Genomic DNA, 13340 nt, shown 5'->3' with positions numbered 1-13340 from the left:
CGCTGTAAAATCAGGAGGAAAAATGGCAGTTATACTCGGTAAAAAGATCGGTATGACGCAAATCTTCAACAACGAAGGTGTGCAGATCCCGGTAACAGTCATCGAAGCAGGTCCAGTCGTTGTAACACAACTTAAGACCAACGAAAAAGATGGCTACGAAGCAATTCAAATTGGTTTCGATGAAATGAAGCCACATCGCATGAATCGTCCTCTTCTAAAGCACTTTGAAAAAGCAGGTGTTACACCAAGAAGACGACTCACAGAAGTTAAAGTTGAAAAGAGTGCAGACTACACACTCGGCCAAGAAATCAAAGTTGATATCTTTGAAGCAGGCCAAAAGGTAGACATCACAGGTACATCAAAAGGTAAAGGAACACAAGGTCACATCCGTCGTTGGAATCACGGCAGAGGACCTATGAGCCACGGTTCAAAGTTCCATCGCCTAAACGGTTCACATGGTGCATCCAGTACACCAGCTCGCGTTTTCAAAGGTCTACACGGACCAGGACGCATGGGTTATGAAACCGTAACCATTCAAAACTTACAAATCGTTCGCGTTGACGTTGATCGCAACCTCTTACTCGTTAAGGGTGCCGTTCCTGGTCCTAAAAAAGGAATCGTTCGTATCAAATCAACCGTGAAGAATACGAAATAAGGAGGTAAACCGTGCCTACAATTAAAATGATCAATCAAGCAGGTCAACAAGTCGGCGACCTCCAGCTATCGGATGAAATCTTCGGTATTGAACCGAATGAATATGTCGTTCAAGAAGCTGTTGTAAACTACCTTGCTAACCAACGTCAAGGCACCTTCAGTGCAAAGACACGTTCCGATGTTTCTGGCGGTGGTAGAAAGCCTTTCCGTCAAAAAGGAAATGGTCGTGCTCGTCAAGGTTCCATCCGTGCACCTCAATGGGTTGGCGGTGGTATCAACTTCGCTAAGAAGCCACGTGACTTCAGCTATCGTCTCCCTAAAAAGATTCGTCGTTTAGCTCTTAAGAGCGTTCTAAGCCAAAAGGTTCTAGACGGTGCATTAATCGTCGTAGATAAGCTCGAACTTGAAGAAGCAAAGACCAAGAACATGGTCAAGGTTCTCAGTGATATGGGAATCGATAAGAAAGCGCTCTTCATCATCGGAGAAGAAAACGTAAATGTAGAACGTGCTGTTCGTAACATTCCAAAGACGCTTCTTCTTCATACTAACACGATGAATACTTATGAAATCATCAATCATCCTCTCTTGGTTCTCACCAAAGAAGCATTAGAAAAGATCGAGGAGGTTTATAAATAATGAACCCATACGATATCATCATTGCTCCGATCGTTTCGGAGAATAGTATGGCAGAGACGAGCATGAAACGTTATACGTTCCGCGTCGATCCCAATGCCAACAAGTATCAAATCAAAGATGCCGTCGAAGAAATCTTCGGTGTCAAAGTCGTCAGTGTAAACACCATGAATGTTCGCGGTAAAGAGAAACGCCAAGGTCGCTTCTCCGGCATGACATCCAGCTGGAAAAAAGCGATTGTGACTCTGACCGAAGACAGCAAAGAAATCGAAATCTTCGCAGGCCTATAGGAGGAAACATGGCAGTTAAGACCTTTAAACCCACATCACCTGGCCTTCGCAATGCAGCGCTTCAAGATTTCAGCGAAGTCACAAAGAGCACGCCTGAAAAGTCGCTCGTCGAAAGCCTCAAAAAGCGTGCTGGTAGAAACCATCAAGGTAAGATTACTGTTCGCCACAAAGGCGGCGGAAGTCACAGAAAATATCGTATCATCGACTTCAAACGTAATAAGGACAACATTCCTGCAACCGTTATTGCAATCGAATACGATCCAAACCGCACAGCATACATTGCACTTCTTCAATATGCTGACGGTGAAAAACGTTACATCTTAGCACCTCACAAGATTCAAGTAGGTGACACAGTTATGAGTGGTGAGAACGTCGACATTAAAATCGGTAACACACTCCCACTAATCAACATTCCGCTCGGTACTGTCATTCACAATATCGAGTTAAAAGCTGGTAAGGGCGCTCAACTCGTTCGTTCAGCAGGAAACTTTGCACAGCTTATGGCTAAAGAAGGAAACTACGTTCAAGTACGTCTTCCTTCCTCCGAAGTGCGCATGATCCGCAAGGAATGCCGCGCAACGATCGGTCAAGTTGGTAACATTGAACACGAAATCGTCAACTACGGTAAAGCAGGTCGTGTACGTAACATGGGCATTCGTCCTCATGTTCGTGGATCTGTCATGAACCCGAACGATCACCCGCACGGTGGTGGTGAAGGTAAGGCACCGATCGGACGAACGGGTCCTGTTACACCATGGGGTAAACCAACCATGGGCTTCAAGACTCGCAAGAAGAACAAGCACTCGGATAAATACATTATCCATAGGCGTTCGAAGTAGTTAGGAGCTGAAATGAGTAGATCATTAAAGAAAGGCCCTTACATTCATAAGGGACTCTTAAAAAAGATTGAAGAAATGAATGCGAAGAATGAAAAGAAGGTCATTAAGACCTGGTCTCGTTCTTCAACCATCTTCCCACAATTCGTAGGACACACAGTAGCTGTTCACGACGGAAGAAAGCATATTCCAGTATATATCGTAGAAAACATGGTTGGTCATAAGCTTGGAGAGTTTGCTCCAACGAGAACATACCGTGGTCACGCAGCCGACAAAAAGGCTAAGCTAAAGGGTAAATAGGAGGAGCCATGGAAGCTAAAGCAATCGCAAAATATGTCAGAGTCTCCTCTCGTAAAATGAAGCCGGTCTGCGACCTCATTCGCGGTAAGAGCGTAGAAGATGCACAAGCAATTCTTCGCTTCACACCAAGAAAAACGGCCAGAATGCTCCTCAGAGTATTAGACAGTGCTGTAGCAAACGCAGAGAACAATCATGAACTTCTAGCTGAAAACCTCTATGTAAAAGAAGTATTTGCTAACCAAGGTCCTTTGTTCAAGCGTTACAAAGCCGGTTCAAGAGGTAGTGCTAGCCCAATTCTTCACCGCACTAGTCATTTAGGTGTGGTCGTGGCTGAGAAGGAGTAGGAGGAAGCATGGGTCAAAAAGTTAGCCCACACGGTTTACGTGTTGGTATCATTAAAGACTGGGATTCCAAATGGTATGCAGATAAGAAGAATATCGCAGAACTCATTGTAGAAGACCAAGAAATCAGAGAATACGTTTATAAAAACTACTATACAGCTGGTATTTCACGCGTCTACATCGACCGTACCGGTAACAACAACGTAGCTATTAACATTTTTACATCAAAGCCTGGAATGATCGTTGGTAAGGGCGGAGAGACAATTAAACTCATCCGTTCAGACCTTTCAAGAAAGACTGGTAAAAATGTTCACATCGATGTTTCTGAAGTACAAAATCCAGACCTCGATGCAAAGCTTCTCGCTGAGAACGTTGCAGATAGTATTGAACGTCGTGTCAGCTTCCGTCGTGCCATGAAACAAGTCATTGGTCGCGCAATTAAAAACGGTGCTGATGGAATTAAAGTCCTCGTTTCTGGACGTTTGGGCGGTGCAGATATCGCTCGTAGCGAAGGCTACTCTGAAGGAAACGTTCCGTTAAGTACACTTCGTGCCAACATCGATTACGGTGTAGCAGAAGCTGATACAACCTATGGAAAGATCGGTGTAAAGGTTTGGCTCAACATGGGAGAAGTCCTTGTTAAAGCTGAAGAGGGAAAAGTCCTCTATCGCTTGGAGCCAAAGAAACGCACTCCTCGTGGCGCTCAAGGCAAGGGCCGTGGCGACAAGCGTCGTCGTCCTCAGCGCCAAGGAAACAAAGGAGCTTCAAATGTTAATGCCTAAACGTGAAAAACACCGTCGTGTACACCGTGGTCGTATGACTGGTGTTGCTACGCGTGGTAATGAAATCACCTATGGTGAATATGGTCTAGTAGCACTAGAACCAGCTTGGATTACGGCAAACCAAATCGAGGCAGCTCGTATCGCAATCAACCGTAAGATCAAGCGTGGTGGTAAAGTTTGGATCAAAATTTTCCCACACAAACCTGTAACAAGAAAACCTGCTGAAACTCGAATGGGTGCTGGTAAAGGTTCTCCTGAATACCATGCAGCAGTCGTTAAGCCTGGTCGTGTACTATTTGAGCTTTCAGCTGTCAGTGAAGATCTAGCAAGAGAGGCTATGAGACTAGCTGCCATGAAACTCCCGATCAAGTGCAAGTTCGTCATGAAGGGCGAAGAAGGAGGTTCGAATGAAGGCTAAGGAACTAAGCACGATGACTCCACAAGAACTCAATTCGAAGCTCGTCGATCTGAAAACGGAGCTCTTTAATCTTCGCTTCCAGCTCGCGACTGGTCAATTGGAAAACAATTCTCGAATTAAACTTGTAAAACGCGACATCGCTCGTGTGAAGACGATTATCCGTGAGTCGGAACTTAAGGCATAGGAGATGACTATGGAAAGAAATCAAAGAAGATCCATCGTCGGATTCGTTGTTTCCGATAAAATGGATAAGACAATTACCGTCAAAGTAGAAAAGTATGTATCTCACCCCTTATACTCCAGAAAAGTCAAGGTTTCTAAGAAGTATCATGCTCATGATGAGCAAAATGAAGCAGTGATCGGAGATAAGGTTCGTCTGATGGAGACGAAACCTCTAAGCAAGAACAAACGCTGGAGACTCGTCGAAATCGTAGAAAAAGTGAAGTAGGAGGTTCTCATGATTCAACAAGAAAGCAGACTCAAGGTAGCTGATAACTCAGGTGCCAGAGAACTTCTCGTCATTCGAGTACTGGGCGGAAGCCACGTTCGCTATGCTAACGTCGGTGACACAGTCGTTTGCTCAGTAAAAGCAGCCATCCCTGGTGGTTCCGTTAAGAAAGGGGATGTCGTAAAAGCTGTTCTCGTTCGTTCAAAACACGGTATTCATCGTGAAGACGGCGTGTTCCTCCGCTTTGACGACAACGCTGCAGTCATCATTAAAGATGACTTAAACCCAATCGGCACACGTATCTTTGGACCTGTGGCTCGTGAACTTCGTGCGAAGAAATTCCTGAAGATCTTGTCACTTGCTCCTGAAGTACTGTAGGAGGATCCATGAAGATTAAAAAAGGCGATAAGGTTATCGTAATCGCTGGTGAGCATAAGGGTGATACTGGAGAAGTTGTTCGCGTATTCCCTCGTGAGAATCGCGTCATTGTTCAAGGCGTTAACATGGTCAAGAAGCACCAAAAGCCTAACATGAGAAACAATACAGGCGGTATCATCACACAAGAAGCTCCCATTCATATTTCGAACGTCATGTATTTGGATAAAACCGAAAAGAAGAGAACGCGTGTAGGTCACGATGTACTCGCAGACGGTCGTAAGGTTCGTGTTTCTAAACTCACGAAAGAGACCTTAGAGTAGGAGACGTTATGACCAGATTACAAGAAAAATATACGAATACAGTAAAAAGCGCTTTAATGGATAAATTCCAATACAAGAGCGTTATGCAAATCCCTAAGCTCGAAAAGATCGTTATTAACATGGGTCTTGGACAGATCAAGGATAACCCAAAGGCTATGGAAGCTGCTGAAAAAGAGCTTACAGCGATCACAGGTCAAGCACCTGTCGTTACGAAGTCAAAGAAATCCATCGCTAACTTCAAACTCCGTGAAGGAATGAAGATTGGTCTCATGGTTACACTTCGTGGAGATCGCATGTATGAATTCTTAGACCGCTTCATCTCCATTTCTCTTCCACGTGTAAGAGACTTCCGTGGTTTAAATCCTAACTCCTTTGACGGTCGTGGAAACTATTCCATGGGTGTTAAAGAGCAATTGATCTTCCCTGAAATCTCATATGATCAAGTAGATGCTGTTCGCGGTATGGACATCACATTTGTTACTACTGCCAAGACGGACGAGGAAGCTCGTGAACTACTAACCCTTATGGGTCTTCCATATCGGAAGTAGGAGGAATAATGGCAAAGACATCACAAAAAGTTAGACAAGCTAGAAAGCCAAAATATAGCACACGTGCTTATACACGCTGCAATCTTTGTGGCCGTCCGCACGCAGTCATTCGCAAATTTGGCATCTGCAGAATTTGCTTCCGTGAACTCGCTTATAAAGGTGAGATTCCGGGAGTTAGAAAAGCCAGCTGGTAGGAGGAAAAATGATTACAACAGATCCGATTGCGGATATGCTTACCCGCATCCGTAACGCCAATCAAGAGCGTCATGCCACTGTTGAAGTTCCTGCTTCCAAAATGAAAGTGGCTATCGCAGAAATCCTTCATCGTGAAGGTTTCATTAAGGGATTCGAAGTTGTTGAAGGCCAAACACAAGGCGTCATCAAGATCGAACTCAAGTACGGTCCAGATCGTACACGCGTCATCACTGGTATTAAGAGAATTTCTAAACCAGGTCTTCGCGTTTATACAAAGTTTGAAGAACTACCAAAAGTACTTGGTGGTCTAGGTATTGCAATGATTTCAACATCGAAAGGAATCATGACGGACAAAGAGGCTCGCAAATCCGGTGTCGGTGGCGAAGTCATCTGTTACGTCTGGTAGGAGGAGCCATGTCAAGAATAGGTAAACTTCCCATCAGTATCCCAAGCGGTGTTGAAGTGAAGATTGAAAACCAACAGATCTCTGTAAAGGGACCTCTTGGATCGCTTCAATTGCCATTTGATCGTTCCATGGAAGTCGTCGTTGAAGATAACCAAATTATCGTTAAGAAACGCGGTGATTCAAGACAACAACGCGCTTACCACGGACTCTACCGTGCACTCATCAACAACATGGTTGAAGGTGTGACGAAGGGATACGAAAAGAAACTACAGATCGAAGGTACAGGTTACCGTGCTGCGAAAAACGGCAAGGACCTAAACCTCACACTCGGTCTTTCACACCCAGTTGTTATGACAGATCCAGAAGGAATTACAGTAGAAGTTCCATCACAAACTGAAATTGTCGTAAAGGGTGTAGATAAGCAACAAGTTGGTAACTATGCAGCGAAGATTCGCGCATGGCGTAAGCCGGAGCCTTACCTAGGTAAAGGTATCCGTTACGTTGGCGAATACGTACGCCGCAAAGAAGGTAAGTCAGGTAAGTAAAGGAGGATATGAATGGTTAAACGATTTGATCGAAACCGCGCGCGAGTGCATCGTCATGAACGCGTCAGAGGAACTATTTCCGGCACCTCCGAACGCCCGCGCCTTAATGTGTTTAGAAGTAATAAAAACATCTTTGCACAGATTATCGATGATGTTCAAGGAGTTACTCTCGTTTCTGCAAGTACGCTTGATAAAGCAATTGCAGGTGAGTTCTCCAATGGCGGTAATAAAGAAGCTGCCAAGGCAGTCGGTACATTAATCGCTAAAAAAGCTCTTGAAAAGGGCATTGAAAACGTCGTTTTTGACCGCGGTGGGTATCTTTACCATGGACGCGTCAAAGAACTAGCTGAAGCAGCTCGCGAACAAGGACTTAAGTTCTAGGAGGAAGCATGAGAACAGAACAAACTGAAAATTCCCGTCCGGAATTCCTTGAACAAGTAGTCCACATCAACCGCGTAACGAAGGTTGTTAAGGGTGGTAGAAACTTCCGCTTTGCAGCACTCGTCGTCGTAGGTGATGGAGATGGACGCGTCGGCATTGGTACCGGTAAAGCCAAGGAAGTTCCGAATGCTATTAAAAAGGCCATCGCTGAGGCCAAAAAGAATATGATCAACGTTCCACGCCGTGGAACGACAATCCCACACGTCATCAAAGGCATCCACGGAAGTGGAGAAGTGCTTTTAATGCCAGCTCCTGAAGGAACTGGAGTTATCGCAGGTGGACCTGTACGTAGCGTATTAGAGCTTGCAGGCATCAAGGACGTTCGTGCAAAAAGCATCGGTTCAACCAACCCAAGAAACATGGTTGGTGCAACGATGAACGGTCTTTCAAACTTGATGACAATCAACAAGGTGGCTAAACTCCGCGGCAAGACGATCAGTGAGATCCTTGGCAAGGAGGTTTAATATGGCAACAATTAAGATTAAGCTCGTAAAGAGCACAATCGGTACAAAACCAGTCCACCGCAAAAACGTGGAAGCCATCGGCCTTCGCAAAGTTGGTCAAACTGTAGAACGCGAGGATAGTCCCGTTATTCGTGGAATGATCCAACGCGTTAGCCACTTAGTGGAAGTCGAAGAGAAATAGGAGGGCCCATGCAACTAGGTAATCTCAGACCAGCCGAAGGCTCCAAGCGCAGAAAAGTTCGTGTTGCGCGTGGCCAGGCATGCGGTACCGGTAAAACGGGTGGCCGCGGTAACAATGGTCAGAACAGCCGTACGGGCGGAGGCGTTCGCCTCGGCTTTGAAGGTGGACAGCTTCCGATTTATCGCCGTCTACCGAAACGTGGATTCTCAAATGCACGTTTTGAAACTGTCTATGCAATTGTTAACCTCGATTGCATCGAAGAATTAGGACTTGAAGAAATCACACCAGAAATTCTCTTAGAGAAGGGTGTTATTAACCACATTTTTGATGGAGTAAAGATCTTAGGAAATGGTGAAATCTCTAAGCCTGTAAAGGTTAGAGCACACAAATTCTCAAAGTCTGCAGAAGAAAAAATCACAAAAGCCGGCGGAACAGCTGAGGTGATCTAATGCTCGATACATTAAAAAAGGCCTGGGGGATTCCGGATCTACGAAGAAAGATTCTCTATACACTAGCGATGCTCTTCGTATTCCGTCTCGGTGCAAATATTCCAGTTCCTGGAGTAGATAAAGCCCGAGTACTCGCTGAGATGAATAAAGGCGGTCAAGGACTGCTTGAATTCTACAACCTGATGAGTGGTGGTGCGTTTAAGAACTTAACGCTCTTCGCTCTCGGTATCACGCCTTATATTACCGCATCGATCGTTATGAACCTCTTGCAAATTGCTATCCCATCTTTAGAAAATCTTGCTAAAGAAGGTGAGAGCGGCCGCAAGAAAATTGCTCAGTATACACGTTATTTAACCGTTGTACTTGCACTCCTTCAGTCACTTGCAATGAGTCTTACGATGTTCCGTGCTTATATCGTTCCTTACAATGGATTCAGCGTGTTCTTAACGACACTCTGTCTTACAGCTGGAACAGCGTTCCTCATGTTCTTGGGTGAACGCATCAATGAAAACGGAATCGGTAATGGTATGAGCTTATTTATCTTTGCTGGTATCGTTGCACGTACTCCGCAGTCGTTCTATCAGATCATTCTGCAGATTCGTAGCGGCTCCGTAAATATTCTAAGCCTCATTCTGTACCTCTTTGTAGCAATTCTCATCATTGCTAGCGTGGTATATGTCACAGAAGGAACGAGAAAGATCCCTGTACAGTATGCAAAACGCGTCGTTGGACGTAAGATGTACGGTGGACACTCTTCACACCTTCCATTAAAAGTCAACCAAACGGGTGTTATCCCGATCATCTTTGCGATCAGTATCCTCATGGTTCCGATCACCATCGCATCCTTTATGCCACAATCTGGATTCTATCGCTGGATGAATACGTACTTTAGCTCACACTCTGTTCTTTACAATGTGCTCTATGCCATTCTCATTGTCTTCTTCACCTATTTCTACACGGCCGTTTCCTTTAACCCTGTAGAAATCGCAGATAACATGAAAAAGAACGGTGGATTTATTCCAGGTATTCGTCCTGGACAACCTACGGAAAGTTACATCACAAGGACGTTGAACCGCTTGACCATCGTCGGCGCCATCTTCCTTGCTTTGATCGCAATTATTCCAAACATCATCATGGCTTTCAGTCAGCTTAAACTCAACTTCGGTGGTACGAGCCTACTCATTATCGTAGGTGTTGCTATCGAAACGATGAAGCAAATTGAAGCTCAAATGGTGATGCGTCACTATAAAGGATTTTTGAGGTAGAAATGCGTCTCTTATTGATAGGCCCCCCTAACGCGGGCAAGGGTACACAAGCAGGACTACTCACCTCGAAGTACGACATTCCCCATGTCTCCACGGGTAATATTCTGAGAGATCAGATTGCACGCGAGACTCCCTTAGGACTCACGGCAAAACCGTACGTTGAGAATGGCAAACTTGTGCCAGATGAGTTAGTTATGGCTTTGGTGGCAAGTGCGTTAGATTCAATTGATTTAGATCGTGGCTTCTTGTTTGATGGTTATCCTAGAAATGTCGCTCAGGCAGAAAACCTCACAGAAGTACTACGACTAAAAGGAAAACCGTTGGATGCAGTGGTGCTCCTTCAAGTTGATGAAGATCAACTGGTAAAGAGAGCAACGGGTAGAAGAGTCTGCTCTAAGTGCTCAAAAACCTATCATGTTAGCTTTAATCCACCTCAGACTGAGAACGTCTGCGACGCATGTGGCAGCGATCTCATTCAGAGAAAAGACGACCAACCAGAGACTGTTAAAAGTCGCTTAGAGGTCTATAAAAATCAAACCGAACCGTTGGTTGAATACTTCAGCCAACAAGGTACACTAAAGCCTATCGATGGCTCTGGTGCACCAGACGAGGTTTTCAATAGGGTCGTTGAAGCCCTAAAGGATATTCGATGATTCACATCAAATCTCGTGAAGAAATTTTAAAGATGCGTAACAGTGCCAAACTCCTGAGTCAAGCATTCCAACGAGTCAAACCGTTGATTCAGGAAGGCAAAAGTACATTCGAACTGGACAAGGTGATCCGTGAGGTCATTGAAGAAGGAGGGGGTACTCCTTCCTTCCTCAATTACCAAGGATTCCCAGCATCAAGTTGTATCTCCGTAAACGATGTCGTAATTCACGGCATTCCTTCGAAAGATGTGCGGCTGCATCAAGGGGATATTGTCAGTATCGATATCGGTGTATTGCTCGACGGTTATCACGCTGATGCTGCAAGGACGTATCCTGTAGGCATCGTAAGTGAAGACGACCAAAGGCTCATTGACGTAACGAAGCAAAGCTTCTTCGAAGGTCTGAAACAATGCCAAGTTGGTTTTCGCCTGGTAGAAATATCGAAGGCGATTCAAAGACACGTAGAAAGTCATGGTTTTTCCGTAGTTCGAGACTTCACTGGTCATGGTGTAGGAACTCGCTTACATGAGGATCCAGCAGTTTACAACTATGAAACGAACATTAGAGGACCCAAGCTTCAAGCTGGCATGGTTCTCGCAATCGAACCCATGGTCAATGCCGGAAAGTACGATGTCCGAGTACTCTCGGATGGCTGGACGACTAAGACTTTGGATCGAACAAAATCTGCCCATTATGAGCATTCCGTTGCTATCCTTGAGGATGGACCGAGGGTGCTAACGGGCGACGATGAAGAGGTCGAATGGATTCCCCTATGAAGCTCGTGAGTGGTCAAGTAGTCATCAGTATCTCTGGTCATGATAAGGGTCAGAGGTTTATCGTAAAAGATGTTCTCGATGACGATTACGTCACGATCGTTAACGGCGAAAGTCGTAAGCTCCTAAAGCCAAAGAAGAAAAAACTAAGGCATTTGCAGAAAACCAATTGTATTCTTAATGTTTTTGAAACAGCCGACGTCAGCGATGCGAGCATTAGAAAAGCTCTAAGCGCTGCGCTTTCCAAGGAGGAATGATTGGCGAAAGATTGTATCGAAGTAAAGGGCATCGTTGTCGATGCACTACCAAACGCAAAGTTTAAAGTAGAGCTAGAAAATGGCCTTGAGGTCTTAGCTCATCTGTCCGGCAAATTAAGGATGAATTACATCAAAATTATGCCCGGAGACAGTGTTACACTAGAATTATCACCCTATGATTTAACAAAAGGTAGAATTACCTGGCGAGGGAAAGGTTAAGAAAATGAAAGTTAGACCATCCGTTAAACCGATCTGCGAAAAATGCAAAGTGATTAAGCGTAAAGGCAGAGTCATGGTTATTTGTGAAAATCCCAAGCATAAGCAGCGACAGGGATAGGAGGAAAGCATATGGCACGTATTGCTGGCGTAGACTTACCCAGAGAAAAACGCATTGAAGTTGCGTTAACGTATATTTATGGCATCGGCCTTACTACTTCTCAAAAGATCTTACGCGATACAGAAATCAGTTTTGATACGCGTGTAAAGGATCTTACTGAGGACGAGATCGCAAAACTCCGTCAACAGTTAGAAAACAACTACACCGTTGAAGGTGACCTCCGTCGTGAGGTTTCAATGAACATCAAACGCTTGATGGAAATTGGTTGCTATCGCGGTATTCGTCATCGTAAGGGACTTCCAGTACGTGGACAACGTACGAAGACGAATGCAAGAACACGCAAAGGACCTAAGAAGGTCGTTGCAAATAAGAAGAAGTAGGAGGGATTCATGGCTCAACAGAAAAAAGTCATTCGCCGTAAAAAGCGTGAGAAGAAGAATGTAGAGCGCGGTCAAGCTCATATTCAATCTTCTTTTAATAACACGATCGTTACTTTGACCGATTCCCAAGGAAATGCATTGAGCTGGTCTTCTGCTGGTTCTTTAGGTTTCCGTGGGTCTAAGAAAGCTACTCCATTCGCAGCTCAAATGGCTTCTGAAGTTGCTGCAAAGGCTGCTATGGAACACGGCTTAAAGATCGTTGAAGTATTTGTAAAGGGACCAGGAAGTGGCCGTGAAGCTGCTATCCGTGCGCTCCAAGCAACAGGTCTTGAGATCTACAGTATCTCAGACGTTACCCCGATTCCACACAATGGTTGTCGCCCGCCGAAGCGACGTCGCGTATAGGAGGAACCATGGCTAGATATACAGGACCCTCATGTCGCATTTGCCGCCGCGAAGGACAAAAATTGTTCTTAAAAGGCGAGAGGTGCTATTCAGAAAAGTGCTCATTCAACAAGCGCTCCACACCTCCTGGACAACACGGTGCAACACGTATTACAAAATTAAGTAACTACGGAAAGCACTTACGTGAGAAACAAAAGGTTAAGCGCTATTACGGTATGCTTGAAAAGCAATTTAACCATACCTTTAAACGTGCTGAAAAGATGGAAGGTATCGCAGGTATGAATCTTCTTCAACTCCTCGAACTCCGTCTTGACAACGTCGTATACCGTCTTGGACTCGCTTCCAGCCGTAAAGAAGCTCGTCAACTCGTTACACACGAACACTTTACAGTAAACGGTAAGAAAACGACTATTCCATCCATCACATTAAAAGATGGCGATGTCATCGCAGTAAAAGAGAGCTCAAAGAAATCTGAGCGTTTCAAAACTTTAATGGAGAAGGCACAGACTGTTCCCGCATGGTTAGAGATGGATCAAGAGAACATGGTAGGAAAAATTGTTCGCCTACCTTCTAAGGAAGACATCGATCTACCAATCGAAGAACAACTCATTACCGAACTTTACTCAAGGTAATAGGACAAAAGT

The 13340-nt window shown here is 44.9% G+C and carries 29 protein-coding genes; all 29 read left to right on the top strand.

What is annotated here, in order from left to right; translation table 11 throughout:
- Positions 1 to 22: 22 nt before the first annotated feature.
- Genes rplC through rpsD form a run of 29 tightly spaced genes read left to right on the top strand, consistent with a single transcriptional unit; the run spans position 23 to position 13328 of the window.
- Positions 23 to 655 carry a 50S ribosomal protein L3 gene (gene rplC, locus ACUB3H_RS07645; RefSeq protein ID WP_459130092.1) on the top strand — a complete coding sequence of 211 codons (633 nt, stop codon included), beginning with the start codon at positions 23 to 25 and terminating at the stop codon, positions 653 to 655.
- Between the two features lie 11 nt (positions 656 to 666).
- Positions 667 to 1290 (top strand): 50S ribosomal protein L4, encoded by a 624-nt coding sequence (gene rplD / locus ACUB3H_RS07640; protein WP_459130091.1) that lies wholly within the window; start codon positions 667 to 669, stop codon positions 1288 to 1290.
- On the top strand, positions 1290 to 1577 hold the full coding sequence (rplW, locus tag ACUB3H_RS07635; RefSeq protein WP_459130090.1) for a 50S ribosomal protein L23: 288 nt from the start codon (positions 1290 to 1292) through the stop codon (positions 1575 to 1577). The genes rplD and rplW overlap by 1 nt, the downstream gene beginning before the upstream one ends.
- An 8-nt stretch (positions 1578 to 1585) precedes the next feature.
- Complete coding sequence (gene rplB, locus ACUB3H_RS07630; protein WP_459130089.1) at positions 1586 to 2416, top strand: 50S ribosomal protein L2; 831 nt, start codon at positions 1586 to 1588, stop codon at positions 2414 to 2416.
- Positions 2417 to 2428: 12 nt separating this feature from the next.
- Complete coding sequence (gene rpsS, locus ACUB3H_RS07625; protein WP_459130088.1) at positions 2429 to 2713, top strand: 30S ribosomal protein S19; 285 nt, start codon at positions 2429 to 2431, stop codon at positions 2711 to 2713.
- Between the two features lie 8 nt (positions 2714 to 2721).
- On the top strand, positions 2722 to 3057 hold the full coding sequence (rplV, locus tag ACUB3H_RS07620; protein WP_459130087.1) for a 50S ribosomal protein L22: 336 nt from the start codon (positions 2722 to 2724) through the stop codon (positions 3055 to 3057).
- An 8-nt stretch (positions 3058 to 3065) separates the two neighbouring features.
- Positions 3066 to 3836, top strand: a complete 771-nt coding sequence (rpsC, locus tag ACUB3H_RS07615) for a 30S ribosomal protein S3 (protein WP_459130086.1) — start codon at positions 3066 to 3068, stop codon at positions 3834 to 3836.
- Positions 3823 to 4254, top strand: a complete 432-nt coding sequence (rplP, locus tag ACUB3H_RS07610; protein ID WP_459130085.1) for a 50S ribosomal protein L16 — start codon at positions 3823 to 3825, stop codon at positions 4252 to 4254. Before rpsC ends, rplP begins: the two co-directional genes overlap by 14 nt.
- Positions 4244 to 4438, top strand: a complete 195-nt coding sequence (gene rpmC, locus ACUB3H_RS07605) for a 50S ribosomal protein L29 (protein ID WP_459130084.1) — start codon at positions 4244 to 4246, stop codon at positions 4436 to 4438. The genes rplP and rpmC overlap by 11 nt, the downstream gene beginning before the upstream one ends.
- 9 nt (positions 4439 to 4447) lie before the next feature.
- The gene (rpsQ, locus tag ACUB3H_RS07600) at positions 4448 to 4702 is read left to right on the top strand and encodes a 30S ribosomal protein S17 (protein WP_459130083.1); all 255 of its coding nucleotides are present in this window, start codon (positions 4448 to 4450) and stop codon (positions 4700 to 4702) included.
- A 9-nt stretch (positions 4703 to 4711) separates the two neighbouring features.
- Entirely contained in the window at positions 4712 to 5080 is a 369-nt protein-coding gene (gene rplN, locus ACUB3H_RS07595) for a 50S ribosomal protein L14 (RefSeq protein ID WP_459130082.1), read from the top strand.
- An 8-nt stretch (positions 5081 to 5088) separates the two neighbouring features.
- Positions 5089 to 5400, top strand: a complete 312-nt coding sequence (gene rplX / locus ACUB3H_RS07590; RefSeq protein ID WP_459130081.1) for a 50S ribosomal protein L24 — start codon at positions 5089 to 5091, stop codon at positions 5398 to 5400.
- Positions 5401 to 5408: 8 nt separating this feature from the next.
- Positions 5409 to 5948, top strand: coding sequence for a 50S ribosomal protein L5 (rplE, locus tag ACUB3H_RS07585; protein ID WP_459130080.1), 540 nt, complete (start codon positions 5409 to 5411; stop codon positions 5946 to 5948).
- 8 nt (positions 5949 to 5956) lie between these two features.
- Positions 5957 to 6142 carry a type Z 30S ribosomal protein S14 gene (locus ACUB3H_RS07580; RefSeq protein WP_459130079.1) on the top strand — a complete coding sequence of 62 codons (186 nt, stop codon included), beginning with the start codon at positions 5957 to 5959 and terminating at the stop codon, positions 6140 to 6142.
- An 8-nt stretch (positions 6143 to 6150) separates the two neighbouring features.
- A complete protein-coding gene (gene rpsH / locus ACUB3H_RS07575; RefSeq protein WP_459130078.1) occupies positions 6151 to 6549 on the top strand; it encodes a 30S ribosomal protein S8 in 399 nt (132 codons plus the stop codon).
- 8 nt (positions 6550 to 6557) lie between these two features.
- Entirely contained in the window at positions 6558 to 7094 is a 537-nt protein-coding gene (rplF, locus tag ACUB3H_RS07570; RefSeq protein WP_459130077.1) for a 50S ribosomal protein L6, read from the top strand.
- Positions 7095 to 7106: 12 nt separating this feature from the next.
- Positions 7107 to 7475, top strand: a complete 369-nt coding sequence (gene rplR, locus ACUB3H_RS07565; protein WP_459130076.1) for a 50S ribosomal protein L18 — start codon at positions 7107 to 7109, stop codon at positions 7473 to 7475.
- An 8-nt stretch (positions 7476 to 7483) separates the two neighbouring features.
- On the top strand, positions 7484 to 7999 hold the full coding sequence (gene rpsE / locus ACUB3H_RS07560; protein ID WP_459130075.1) for a 30S ribosomal protein S5: 516 nt from the start codon (positions 7484 to 7486) through the stop codon (positions 7997 to 7999).
- A 1-nt stretch (position 8000) separates the two neighbouring features.
- Positions 8001 to 8180 carry a 50S ribosomal protein L30 gene (gene rpmD, locus ACUB3H_RS07555; RefSeq protein ID WP_459130074.1) on the top strand — a complete coding sequence of 60 codons (180 nt, stop codon included), beginning with the start codon at positions 8001 to 8003 and terminating at the stop codon, positions 8178 to 8180.
- A gap of 8 nt (positions 8181 to 8188) precedes the next feature.
- Entirely contained in the window at positions 8189 to 8629 is a 441-nt protein-coding gene (rplO, locus tag ACUB3H_RS07550) for a 50S ribosomal protein L15 (RefSeq protein WP_459130073.1), read from the top strand.
- Positions 8629 to 9894, top strand: coding sequence for a preprotein translocase subunit SecY (gene secY, locus ACUB3H_RS07545; protein ID WP_459130072.1), 1266 nt, complete (start codon positions 8629 to 8631; stop codon positions 9892 to 9894). The genes rplO and secY overlap by 1 nt, the downstream gene beginning before the upstream one ends.
- Before the next feature lie 2 nt (positions 9895 to 9896).
- Positions 9897 to 10547, top strand: a complete 651-nt coding sequence (locus tag ACUB3H_RS07540) for an adenylate kinase (protein WP_459130071.1) — start codon at positions 9897 to 9899, stop codon at positions 10545 to 10547.
- Positions 10544 to 11320 carry a type I methionyl aminopeptidase gene (gene map, locus ACUB3H_RS07535; protein WP_459130070.1) on the top strand — a complete coding sequence of 259 codons (777 nt, stop codon included), beginning with the start codon at positions 10544 to 10546 and terminating at the stop codon, positions 11318 to 11320. The genes ACUB3H_RS07540 and map overlap by 4 nt, the downstream gene beginning before the upstream one ends.
- The gene (locus tag ACUB3H_RS07530) at positions 11305 to 11574 is read left to right on the top strand and encodes a hypothetical protein (protein ID WP_459130069.1); all 270 of its coding nucleotides are present in this window, start codon (positions 11305 to 11307) and stop codon (positions 11572 to 11574) included. Before map ends, ACUB3H_RS07530 begins: the two co-directional genes overlap by 16 nt.
- Entirely contained in the window at positions 11575 to 11793 is a 219-nt protein-coding gene (gene infA, locus ACUB3H_RS07525) for a translation initiation factor IF-1 (protein WP_459130068.1), read from the top strand. It abuts the gene before it with no gap.
- Between the two features lie 4 nt (positions 11794 to 11797).
- Complete coding sequence (rpmJ, locus tag ACUB3H_RS07520) at positions 11798 to 11911, top strand: 50S ribosomal protein L36 (RefSeq protein WP_178252557.1); 114 nt, start codon at positions 11798 to 11800, stop codon at positions 11909 to 11911.
- 11 nt (positions 11912 to 11922) lie between these two features.
- On the top strand, positions 11923 to 12291 hold the full coding sequence (gene rpsM / locus ACUB3H_RS07515) for a 30S ribosomal protein S13 (protein ID WP_459130067.1): 369 nt from the start codon (positions 11923 to 11925) through the stop codon (positions 12289 to 12291).
- Positions 12292 to 12300: 9 nt separating this feature from the next.
- Complete coding sequence (gene rpsK / locus ACUB3H_RS07510; protein WP_459130066.1) at positions 12301 to 12696, top strand: 30S ribosomal protein S11; 396 nt, start codon at positions 12301 to 12303, stop codon at positions 12694 to 12696.
- Between the two features lie 8 nt (positions 12697 to 12704).
- The gene (gene rpsD / locus ACUB3H_RS07505; protein WP_459130065.1) at positions 12705 to 13328 is read left to right on the top strand and encodes a 30S ribosomal protein S4; all 624 of its coding nucleotides are present in this window, start codon (positions 12705 to 12707) and stop codon (positions 13326 to 13328) included.
- The last annotated feature ends 12 nt before the right edge of the window (positions 13329 to 13340 follow it).

It is taken from the genome of Guggenheimella bovis (assembly GCF_054492335.1).
Note: the sequence above shows the minus strand (reverse complement) of the source record. Positions and strands in the feature narration are given on the sequence as shown.

Coding starts and splice junctions, on each gene's coding strand:
- rplC (WP_459130092.1), top strand. CDS start 23: ATGGCAGTTATACTCGGTAAAAAGATCGGTATGACGCAAATCTTCAAC.
- rplW (WP_459130090.1), top strand. CDS start 1,290: ATGAACCCATACGATATCATCATTGCTCCGATCGTTTCGGAGAATAGT.
- rplB (WP_459130089.1), top strand. CDS start 1,586: ATGGCAGTTAAGACCTTTAAACCCACATCACCTGGCCTTCGCAATGCA.
- rpsS (WP_459130088.1), top strand. CDS start 2,429: ATGAGTAGATCATTAAAGAAAGGCCCTTACATTCATAAGGGACTCTTA.
- rplV (WP_459130087.1), top strand. CDS start 2,722: ATGGAAGCTAAAGCAATCGCAAAATATGTCAGAGTCTCCTCTCGTAAA.
- rpsC (WP_459130086.1), top strand. CDS start 3,066: ATGGGTCAAAAAGTTAGCCCACACGGTTTACGTGTTGGTATCATTAAA.
- rplP (WP_459130085.1), top strand. CDS start 3,823: ATGTTAATGCCTAAACGTGAAAAACACCGTCGTGTACACCGTGGTCGT.
- rpmC (WP_459130084.1), top strand. CDS start 4,244: ATGAAGGCTAAGGAACTAAGCACGATGACTCCACAAGAACTCAATTCG.
- rpsQ (WP_459130083.1), top strand. CDS start 4,448: ATGGAAAGAAATCAAAGAAGATCCATCGTCGGATTCGTTGTTTCCGAT.
- rplN (WP_459130082.1), top strand. CDS start 4,712: ATGATTCAACAAGAAAGCAGACTCAAGGTAGCTGATAACTCAGGTGCC.
- rplX (WP_459130081.1), top strand. CDS start 5,089: ATGAAGATTAAAAAAGGCGATAAGGTTATCGTAATCGCTGGTGAGCAT.
- rplE (WP_459130080.1), top strand. CDS start 5,409: ATGACCAGATTACAAGAAAAATATACGAATACAGTAAAAAGCGCTTTA.
- ACUB3H_RS07580 (WP_459130079.1), top strand. CDS start 5,957: ATGGCAAAGACATCACAAAAAGTTAGACAAGCTAGAAAGCCAAAATAT.
- rpsH (WP_459130078.1), top strand. CDS start 6,151: ATGATTACAACAGATCCGATTGCGGATATGCTTACCCGCATCCGTAAC.
- rplF (WP_459130077.1), top strand. CDS start 6,558: ATGTCAAGAATAGGTAAACTTCCCATCAGTATCCCAAGCGGTGTTGAA.
- rplR (WP_459130076.1), top strand. CDS start 7,107: ATGGTTAAACGATTTGATCGAAACCGCGCGCGAGTGCATCGTCATGAA.
- rpsE (WP_459130075.1), top strand. CDS start 7,484: ATGAGAACAGAACAAACTGAAAATTCCCGTCCGGAATTCCTTGAACAA.
- rpmD (WP_459130074.1), top strand. CDS start 8,001: ATGGCAACAATTAAGATTAAGCTCGTAAAGAGCACAATCGGTACAAAA.
- rplO (WP_459130073.1), top strand. CDS start 8,189: ATGCAACTAGGTAATCTCAGACCAGCCGAAGGCTCCAAGCGCAGAAAA.
- secY (WP_459130072.1), top strand. CDS start 8,629: ATGCTCGATACATTAAAAAAGGCCTGGGGGATTCCGGATCTACGAAGA.
- ACUB3H_RS07540 (WP_459130071.1), top strand. CDS start 9,897: ATGCGTCTCTTATTGATAGGCCCCCCTAACGCGGGCAAGGGTACACAA.
- map (WP_459130070.1), top strand. CDS start 10,544: ATGATTCACATCAAATCTCGTGAAGAAATTTTAAAGATGCGTAACAGT.
- ACUB3H_RS07530 (WP_459130069.1), top strand. CDS start 11,305: ATGGATTCCCCTATGAAGCTCGTGAGTGGTCAAGTAGTCATCAGTATC.
- rpmJ (WP_178252557.1), top strand. CDS start 11,798: ATGAAAGTTAGACCATCCGTTAAACCGATCTGCGAAAAATGCAAAGTG.
- rpsM (WP_459130067.1), top strand. CDS start 11,923: ATGGCACGTATTGCTGGCGTAGACTTACCCAGAGAAAAACGCATTGAA.
- rpsK (WP_459130066.1), top strand. CDS start 12,301: ATGGCTCAACAGAAAAAAGTCATTCGCCGTAAAAAGCGTGAGAAGAAG.
- rpsD (WP_459130065.1), top strand. CDS start 12,705: ATGGCTAGATATACAGGACCCTCATGTCGCATTTGCCGCCGCGAAGGA.